Source organism: Burkholderia sp. Se-20373 (assembly GCF_017104705.1).
Lineage (GTDB): Bacteria > Pseudomonadota > Gammaproteobacteria > Burkholderiales > Burkholderiaceae > Burkholderia.
Genome location: NZ_JAAGPH010000218.1, coordinates 1 through 8,973 on the forward strand (window position 1 = coordinate 1; position 8,973 = coordinate 8,973).

General features: G+C 67.6%; 5 protein-coding genes and 2 pseudogenes. 6 read left to right on the forward strand and 1 reads right to left on the reverse strand.

Translation table 11 applies throughout. The features are described 5' to 3' along the window. Nucleotides 1-434, forward strand: a pseudogene (locus G3N96_RS35960) (prolyl aminopeptidase); the annotation flags it as partial. 79 nt (nucleotides 435-513) lie between these two features. Here G3N96_RS35960 and G3N96_RS35965 read toward each other — a convergent pair. Continuing rightward, the gene (locus tag G3N96_RS35965; RefSeq protein ID WP_206140140.1) at nucleotides 514-2,859 is read right to left on the reverse strand and encodes a TonB-dependent receptor; all 2,346 of its coding nucleotides are present in this window, start codon (nucleotides 2,857-2,859) and stop codon (nucleotides 514-516) included. 416 nt (nucleotides 2,860-3,275) lie between these two features. On the opposite strand from G3N96_RS35965, the gene G3N96_RS35970 reads away from it, so the two are divergent. The 5 genes and pseudogenes from G3N96_RS35970 to G3N96_RS35990 form a co-directional block, all read left to right on the forward strand. Further along, nucleotides 3,276-4,997: a methanol/ethanol family PQQ-dependent dehydrogenase gene (locus tag G3N96_RS35970; RefSeq protein WP_206140141.1), complete on the forward strand. Its 1,722-nt coding sequence runs from the start codon at nucleotides 3,276-3,278 to the stop codon at nucleotides 4,995-4,997. An 81-nt stretch (nucleotides 4,998-5,078) separates the two neighbouring features. Next, complete coding sequence (locus G3N96_RS35975) at nucleotides 5,079-6,287, forward strand: c-type cytochrome (protein WP_206140142.1); 1,209 nt, start codon at nucleotides 5,079-5,081, stop codon at nucleotides 6,285-6,287. Between the two features lie 98 nt (nucleotides 6,288-6,385). After that, a complete protein-coding gene (locus G3N96_RS35980) occupies nucleotides 6,386-6,700 on the forward strand; it encodes a high-potential iron-sulfur protein (protein ID WP_124585567.1) in 315 nt (104 codons plus the stop codon). After that, nucleotides 6,684-8,591, forward strand: coding sequence for a sigma-70 family RNA polymerase sigma factor (locus tag G3N96_RS35985; protein ID WP_206140143.1), 1,908 nt, complete (start codon nucleotides 6,684-6,686; stop codon nucleotides 8,589-8,591). The genes G3N96_RS35980 and G3N96_RS35985 overlap by 17 nt, the downstream gene beginning before the upstream one ends. Before the next feature lie 247 nt (nucleotides 8,592-8,838). Next, nucleotides 8,839-8,973 (forward strand): annotated as a pseudogene (locus G3N96_RS35990) (AMP-dependent synthetase); the annotation flags it as partial.

The window sequence follows — 8,973 nt, forward strand, 5'->3', positions numbered from 1 at the left end:
GGCTGCGTCGCGGCGCGGGCGCGGCACGCCAGCGCGCAGTGGCGCTCGCGTGGCACGCGTACGAAAACGCCGTCCTCGCCTCGGCGCGGTCGCACCGCTCGCCTGCGCGGGCAATCCGCTCGGAGAAGACCGTTCGCAGGCTGATCGACAAATACCGGATCCAGGCGCACTACCTGCAGCGCGGCTGCTGGCTCGGCGAACGCAGCGTGCTTGCGCTCGCGCGTCGGGCGGCGCGGACGGGCGTGCCGCTGTTCGCCGCGCACGGGATGCACGACCCCGTGTGCCCGGCCGCCAACGTCGTTCGCCTCGCGCGTGCCGCACCCGAGGTGGTGATCGAACGCGTGCATGCCGGACATCTCGCAAGCGACCCGGCGTTGGCCCACAGCGTCGCCCGCGCCGTGGCAACGATGTTCGCAGCGCTAACGTTCATGTGATCGCCGATGCCGTGCAACCTGCGCCTGTTCACGCCATGACGCGACACATGACTCGACAACCTGCGCGGCCGCGCCACGCTCAATCCCACGCGTAGCGCACACCGATCCACGCACCGCGCGGCGCACCCGGCCCGACGAACTGCTCGTTCACCGGATTGGCGCCGTCGAACGTGTGGTTCGGTCCGTTGAAGAAGTTCTGGCCGAGCGCACCGAAGCTCGCATAGCGCTTGTCGAACAGGTTCGTCACGCTGGCGAACACCTCGAACCGCTTCGTGATCCGGTAGCGCATGTCGAGATCGACGAGCACGTAGCCCGCGAGCCTGCCGTTCACGTCCCGGTTGTTCTCGTCGCCGCGCGCATACACGCCGCTGCGCCACGTGACGTTTGCGCCGATATCCCATGCGGGCGTCGCCGCGTAGTCGAGCCTCAGCTTCACCGTGTGCGCGGGAATGCCGGGCATGCGGTCGCCGGACTTCACCGTGACGTTGCCGTTCGCATCGGCCGCCGAATTCGCCGGGCTGTGTTCGGTCCACGACGAACGGTAGGTCGCATCCACATAGCTGTACGACAGCCCGACACCGAGCGGCCCGAGCCGCGTGCGGCCCGCCAGTTCGATACCCTGCCGCCGCGTATCGCCGACATTGCGGAAATAGCCCTGCGCGCTTGCCGGACTGCTGATGAACTGGATGTCGTCGGTCAGTGTCGTGCGGTAGGCCGCGGCGCTCCAGGTCGTCGCGGCGCCGATGCGGCCGCGCACGCCGGCTTCGAACGTCTTCGAGATCACCGGCTTGAGTGCCGGATCGGCGATGAAGTCGTTCGGCAGCGAGCACGGCGCGGACGGGTCTGCGCATGCCAGCTCGATCGCGGTCGGCGAACGCATGCCTTCGTTGTACGTCGCATACGCGGTGAAGCCCGGGACCGGGTTCCAGTTCAGCCCGACCGCCGGGTTGAAGCGCGAGAACGTATGGTTGCCGTCGAGCAGCGGCTGCGCGCCGCTCTCGTCGCCGATCTGCGCTTTCGACCAGTCGTAGCGGCCCGACAGCGTCAGCGTCCAGTGCGGCGTCAGCGACAGTGCGTCGCTCAGGTACACGCCGACGTTCGCGTTGCGCGTCTTCGCGCTGGTCTGCTGAACGAAATCGCCGACGCCGATCGCCGCGCGCGTATCGGTGAAGTACGCGTCCTGCGACGACGCGACGTAGCTGGAATTCGCGACATCGGCGGCGACGCCCGCAATCAGCCGGTTGGCCATCCCGCCGAGCTTGCCGAGCAGCGTGAGCTGCACGCTGCCGCCGTAGCTGTCGGCGACGATCGTCGACTGCGCATTGCTGCCTTGCACCGTGTCGACCGTCCCGTCGTCGCCCATCGATCCGTAATCCGTATTGTTGTTGCTGCTCGTGTTGGCGTTTCGCAGGTGCCGATAGTACGCGTTGCCGCTCAGCTCGACGTGCTCGCCGAAGAACCGGTCGCCCGACAGCGTCACGTAGCCGACGCTGTTGCGGTTCTGGTCCGGATACGTATACGCCTGCTTCGGGTTGCCGAGGAACGAGCGCGGAATCGTCTGGGTGCCGTATAGCGTGTTGTCCGCGCCGCCGCCGGCGATCGACAGCGTCGTGTCCGCATCGGTGTAGCGCAGCTTGCCGAACGCCTGGCGCACGCGACTCGCGTTGTGGTCGGCCCAGCCGCCATCGTTCGCGACGTTCGCGGTTGCGTAGTAGTCGAGGCTCGCGCCGATCGTCCCGCCCTGCTCGATGCTGGCGGTCTTGCGCCCCCACGAACCGCCCGACACCTCGGCTTCGCCGCCCGGGTTCGTCTTGCCGTCCTTCGTCGTGATCGCGAGTGCACCGCCGAGCGTATTGCGTCCGTATACCGGATTGGAGCCCGGAATCAGCTGCACCCGATCGATCGCCTGCGCGGGCAGGATGTCCCAGTTCACGACGTCGCCGAACGGCTCGTTCACGCGCACGCCGTCGACGAACACCGACAACCCCTGCGGCGTGCCGAGCAGCGGCGAAGCGGTGAAGCCGCGATAGTTGACGTCCGTCTGGTAAGGGTTGCCCTGCGCCTCCGAGATCGTCACGCTCTGCAGGTTCGCGGCGAAGAAGTCGGTCAGCGTCGCACGGTGCTGTGCGTCGAGTTCCGCACCGCGCACCGTCTGCACGTTTGCCGGCACCTTCGACAGCGGCGTGCCGATTCCGAGCAGCGGCGTCGTGCCGACGACGACCACCGCCGGCAACATCACGGCCGACGCATGCGACGCGATGGCGGCGGCAGGCGGCGGGGCCCCCTCCGCCTGCTGCTGCGCACGCGCGCTATCGGGCGACAGCCCGGCGAGCGCAAGCGCACCGATGGCCGTGCCGACGCATCGCGCCCGCCGGCTGCCTCGCATCGCGCTGCGCCGCCCGGCTGCCTTTGGCCTCCTGGTCATTTCCGTTGTCTCCGTATTTTTATGTTCCGCCGGACCGTGCAATGCACCGCGCGGCGATGAGGTGTCGAGAAGCCCGCGTGCGAGAACCATGCCAGCGCTGCCTGCACGGCGCATCGGTTCCGCACGGCATGGAAGCGTGCGACGGCTCACCTGTCCCGCGCGCTGCGTCACCTGTCATGTTTGGCAACACCTCGTGCGCGACGGTGTACCTGAATGCAACACCTTCGACGATGCCGGAGCCCGGCGTGTTCGACGGCGCATCGCGCGCGCTGCGCCGGTATGCCGTGCGGCGCGGGCTTCGGACCGCGATGGCATGCGACTTGCGTAACGGGCAGGGCACTCGGCCCGGATTCCCCACCGTGCCGGCGCGATCAACCGTTCGCGGCGGTGCGACCACAATGACTCAGGAGACAACCATGAAGAAATTCTCGGCTTCAGCGAGCCGGCTGGCGACGATCGGAATCGCGGTGGCGGCCGCCGTCGCGCTGAACCCCGGCCTCGTCGAAGCGGCCGCGGACTACCCGGCCGTGACCTACCAGCGCCTGACCGATGCACATGGCGATCCCGGCTGGCTGACCTACTACCGCACCTACGACGGCCGCTCGCATTCGCCGCTCAAGCAGATCGACACGTCGAACGCGAAGGATCTCAGGCAGGTGTGGGCCTACAAGTTTCCCGCCGACCTGAAGCAGGGCTTCGAAGCCACGCCGATCATCAACGGCAACTATCTGTTCGTGACGACGCCGAAGGACAACGTCTACGCATTCGATGCGAAGACGGGCAAGCAGCTGTGGAAATACGAACCGAAGCTCGGCGCGGCGTCGTTCAAGACCGCGTGCTGCGACGTCGTGAACCGCGGCGTCGCGCTGTACGGCAAGAACGTCTACGTCGCGATGTTGAGCGGTGAAGTCGCGGCGCTCGATGCGCAGACCGGCGATCTCGTGTGGAAGAAGCAGATGTTCGAGCCGGGCCTCGGCTACGCGTTCTCGCTCGCGCCGCTCGCACTCGACGGCGCGATCGTCGTCGGCACGTCCGGCGGCGAATACGGCATTCGCGGCTATATCGTCGCGCTCAACCCGGAGAACGGCTCCGAAGTCTGGAAACGCTACACGATCCCCGCTTCCGGCGAAAAGGGCGCGGAAACCTGGCCCGACGGCATGCAGAGCCATGGCGGTGGCGCGGCGTGGCTCACCGGCACCTACGACGCCGCATCCCGCACGCTGTACTGGGGTGTCGGCAACCCGGGGCCGTGGCTCGCGGCGCTGCGCCCCGGCGACAACCTGTATTCCGACTCGCTGCTTGCGCTCGACGCGAAGAACGGCAACCTGAAGTGGCACTACCAGTACACGAACAACGACACGTGGGACTACGACGGCGTGAACGCGGCCGTGCTTGCGGACATCAAGTACAAAGGCAAGGACTACGACGCGATCATCCACGCGGACCGCAACGGCTTCTTCCACGCGATCGACCGAACGACCGGCAAGCTGATCTACGCGACGCCGTTCGTGAAGGCGTTGTCGGTCACGGGCTACACGGCCGACGGCAAACCGATCCAGGACGCATCGAAGTTCCCGAAGGCCGGCACGACGATCGAAACGTGCCCGAGCTTCCTCGGCGGCAAGAACTGGTGGTCGATCTCCTATGACCAGGAGCGCAACATCGCGGTCGTGCCCGCACTGCATGCGTGCATGAGTCTCACCGGCAAGTCGGTCAGCTACATGGAGGGCCTGCCGTACCTCGGCGAAGGCTTCGAGATCAAGCCCGAACCGGGCAGCGAGGGCTACGGCGAACTGACGGCCATCGACGTGAACACCGGCAAGAAGCTGTGGAGCCACTGGTCGAAGAAGCCGTGGAACGGCGGCGTCGCGACCACCGCGAGCGGTCTCGCGTTCAGCGGTTCGCTCGACGGCCACCTGTATGCGTTCGACACGGCGACCGGCAAGGTGCTCTGGGAAAGCCCGCAACTGGCGAGCGGCATCATTTCCCAGCCGTCGGTGTATGAGGTCGACGGCAAGGAATACGTCGCCGTGCTGGCCGGTTATGGCGGCGCGAACCCGATCTGGGGCGGCCCGATGGCCGACATCGCGAAGGACGTTCCGCGCGGCGGCACGCTCTACGTGTTCGCGCTCGACTGACCAGGGCGCCAGGCCCGAGTCGCGCCCGCATGCGCCCGATGCGGGCGCGACGCCCTCCCCGCTTCAACCGGACACACGATCATGAATACTCGTCTCACTTCCGTTACCGTCGCCAGTCTGCTCGCCGTGGGCGTGGCGCTGACACCGGCAACCGCGTCGGCCGGCGTGCGCATCTGCACGCTGCCCGGCAGCCCGACCACGGCGCTCGACCGATCCGTTGCACGCGAAGTGTTCCGCGCTGCAGGCATCGCCGCGACGTTCAACAAGCGCGGCGTCGATGACGATGGCGGCGACGACGGCATCTCCGCCGGCGAGCTGAAGAAATCGCTCGAACGCGATTGCGACGTGATCGCCGGCTTCCCGCGCTCGGAAATCGCCGATGCATCGGGATCGAAAATGACGTTCTCGCAAGGGTATCTGCGCGCCGGATACGTCAGCGTGTCGCTGCTCGACACGCATGCGTCGCCCGACGTCAAGGAAACGATCGCGGCCACGTACGGCAGTCCGTCTCAATTGATCGCCGCACAGCAGGCGAACGCCCGCTTCGACCTCGAAGACACGAGCGAGAAGACGATCGGCGCGGTGGCCGCGGGCCGTGCCCAGCGCGCGATCGTCTGGTATCCGAGCGTCGTCGCGTACGAGCGAGCGCACCCGCGCCAACGGTTCCGGGTCGCGGCGACTTCATCGCCCTACTCCAACTGGCAGCTGTCGTTCGCATTCGGGCCGGGCAAGGACGCATTGCAAAAGCGCATCGACGCAACGCTGTCCCGCATGAGCGGCGACGGCCGCCTCGCGTCGCTCACGCGCGGCTGGGCGCTTCCGGACACGGTCACGCAAGCCGCAGCCGCGCGTGCGCCCGGCCGGTTTCTCGACGGCGCGATCGCATCCGCACCCTCCATGCCGGCACGGAGCGGCTTCATCAGGGTTTCCGCCAGCGAAGGCGGCGACATGCCGTCGTTCGACCAGGCGCAGGTACAGCATGGCAAGAAGCTCTACGGCGACGCCTGCGCGAAATGCCATGGCGACCAGCTCGAAGGCAATACCGCCCCCGCGCTGAGCGGAGAAGCCTTCGCTCCCGAAGGCAAGTCGCACATCACGGTCGGCGGCATCTTCCAGTACATGTCGAACAACATGCCGGCCGATCGCCCCGGCAAGATGACGGCACAGGAATACGAGGACGTGATGGCTTTCCTGCTTTACTCGAACGGCTATGACGCGTCCAAAAGCAAGTTGACCGCCGATGCCGCCACCGCGTCGAAGGCGCCGCTCATCGCCGGACCGCGCAAGTAACTTCCCCGCCCGCTTTCGTTTCGACCGACCGCCGCGCCGGGCAACACGCCCGGCGCGCGGGCCGGGCTTCATCCTTTCATTTCACTCAGGACAACGCGATGATCTCCACCAACCGAAGAACCTTCTTCGTCCAGGCGGCCGGCCTGTGCGCCGCACTCGCAGCCGGCACCCGCGCATTCGCGGCCCCGCCGCCCGTCGACGAGAACGACGCGGCCGCGAAAACGCTCGGCTACCGCGCAAAGGCCACGACCGTCGACGCGGGCAAGTTCCCGAAATACCAGGCCGGCCAGACCTGCTCGAACTGCCGCTTCTACAAGGCCGCCGCGGGTGAATCCTCCGGCACGTGCCCGATGTTCGCGGGCAAGACGGTTGCCGCCGAAGGCTGGTGCAACGTCTATGCAAAGCTCGCTTGATCCCGGGGCCGCGCGCGGTCGCGACGGCGCACCGCGTCGCGCCACGGATGCCGAACACGCAGCCCATCTGCATGCGTTGATCGCGTTGGGCATCGATCGCGGTTACGTGACGCACGGTGAAATCGCCGACGCATTGCCCGACGATGCGGCGGAACGCACGGACGTCGACGCGGCCGCGTCGACGCTCCGCGCGCTCGGCATCGAAGTGCGCGCGCATGCCGGCTCGCGTACCGCGTGGACGCTCGACCGCCACTTCGCGCAGGCGCCGGAAGTCACGCTGCGGCTCGCGGACACATCGGCGCCGCTCGCGCCCGACGATCTGCTCACGGGCCGGACCAACGATCCGGTCCGGCTCTATCTGCGGGACATGAGCGCGACGCCGCTCCTCGAACGCCACGACGAGATCGCGCTCGCGCTTCACCTGGAAAAGGGTCGTACGGCATGCATCGACGCGTTGAGCCGGGATCCGGACGCACTCGCCGGCATCGCCGCGATCGCAGACGACATCCGCGCCGGCAAGGTCGCGGCGTCGGTCTACGTGACGGGGTTCGCCGGGGACGCCGAATGGCTCACGCAAGCGCCCGTGATGCCGCCCGACGATTCGCACGACGATTCGCCCGGGAACGACACGGCGCCCGACCCCGCCATGGAATCGGGCGACACCGGCCTTTCGCCGGACAGCCTGGCGTGGCGCGATGCGGTTGCCGAATCGCTGGAGCGCGCCGGCGCGCTGGCACCGCCGATGCGGCACGCGTTGCACGCCGACGGGTTCGCGTCGGCCCGTTATCGCGCGCTGATTCGCGAAGCTGCCGCGTTGACCGGCAGGATCCGCTTCACGTCGCGCGCGATCGAGCGCATCGGTCATGCGAACGTTGAACGCGCCACCCGGGCGCGCCAGGTCGAAAAACGGCTCGTCGATACGCTGGCCGCATCGGGCATACGCACCGGACCGACGCGCCGCGACCGCTTCGCGCCGTGCGACGACGCGCACGCCTGGCTGCGCGCCTGCATCGCCGCGCATCCCGAATGCGCCACCGCCCTCGCGCGCCACACACCGGCGCTGATCGACGCGCGCATCGCGCTTGCCCGCCTCGCCGCGCAGTCGCCGCTGCCGCTCACCATCGCGGTCGCGCTCGACACGCGGCTGTCGCGTATCGAGCGTGCGATGCAACCCGCGAGAACGAAACTGTTCCGCAGCAATCTGCGGCTCGTCGTATCGATAGCCAAACGGTATCCCGATCGCGGCCTGCCGTTCCTCGACCTGATCCAGGAAGGCAATATCGGCCTGTTGAAGGCCGTCGATCGCTACGACCACCGGCGCGGCTTCAAATTCTCGACGTATGCGACCTGGTGGGTCCGGCAAGCGATCACGCACGCGCTCGCCGATCAGGGCCGCACGATACGGGTGCCCGCGCATACGGTCGATGCGCTCAACAAGCTGTCGCGGCTCGCGCTGACGCATCGGCAGCGCACCGGCGATGTCGTCGACGCGCCGGCACTCTCCGCGCAGATGCAACTGCCCGTCGACAAGGTACGCGAACTGATGCGCATCGTGCGCGAGCCCGTCTCCGCCGACTCGCCCGTTTCGCCCGATCACGACCTCACGTTGTGCGACGTCACGATCGATCCCGATGCGCCGAACCCGGAAGACGCCGCGAGCGCCGGCCAGCTGCGCTCCGCGGTGGCGGCGCTGATCGACGGCCTGCCCGCACGCGAAGCGTGGATTCTTCGCCTGAGATACGGCATCGACGTGGACAGCGAGTATTCGCTGCGCGAGATCGGCCGCCAACTGAACCTGTCGGCCGAACGCGTTCGCCAGATCGAGGTGGCGGCGCTCGAACGCATCCGGCAATTCGGACACGCACCGGCGCTGCGATCGCTGCTCGCCTGACGCTGCGGTACCGGCGGCCTTTCCAGCTTCACGCCAATGCTCAGGACTGCAACACACCCTGCTGCATTTCTGAACGACCGGCCGCATCGTGCTGCCGTGCACGACGTGGTCCGCCGGTAACGATCGTTCGGCACGCGCCCCGCCTGCCGCGGTTGTCGCCGCCGGCGCGCGTCGATCGCCGATGCTGGCACGCATGTTGCGTTTTCCAGAACGCCGTCAGGCATCACGAGAACGCAAGGAGACACGCTTGTCCAAGATTGAATCGGTTCTTCACGAAACCCGTCAGTTTGCGCCGCCCGCGGCGCTCGAACAGGCGGCGACCATTTCCGGCATGCCGGCCTACCGTGCGCTCGCCGCCGAAGCCGAGAACGATTACGAAGGA

Bases quoted from the DNA above. Each gene is read 5' to 3' on its own strand.
- G3N96_RS35965 (WP_206140140.1), bottom strand. From the start codon at position 2,859: ATGACCAGGAGGCCAAAGGCAGCCGGGCGGCGCAGCGCGATGCGAGGC.
- G3N96_RS35970 (WP_206140141.1), top strand. From the start codon at position 3,276: ATGAAGAAATTCTCGGCTTCAGCGAGCCGGCTGGCGACGATCGGAATC.
- G3N96_RS35975 (WP_206140142.1), top strand. From the start codon at position 5,079: ATGAATACTCGTCTCACTTCCGTTACCGTCGCCAGTCTGCTCGCCGTG.
- G3N96_RS35980 (WP_124585567.1), top strand. From the start codon at position 6,386: ATGATCTCCACCAACCGAAGAACCTTCTTCGTCCAGGCGGCCGGCCTG.
- G3N96_RS35985 (WP_206140143.1), top strand. From the start codon at position 6,684: ATGCAAAGCTCGCTTGATCCCGGGGCCGCGCGCGGTCGCGACGGCGCA.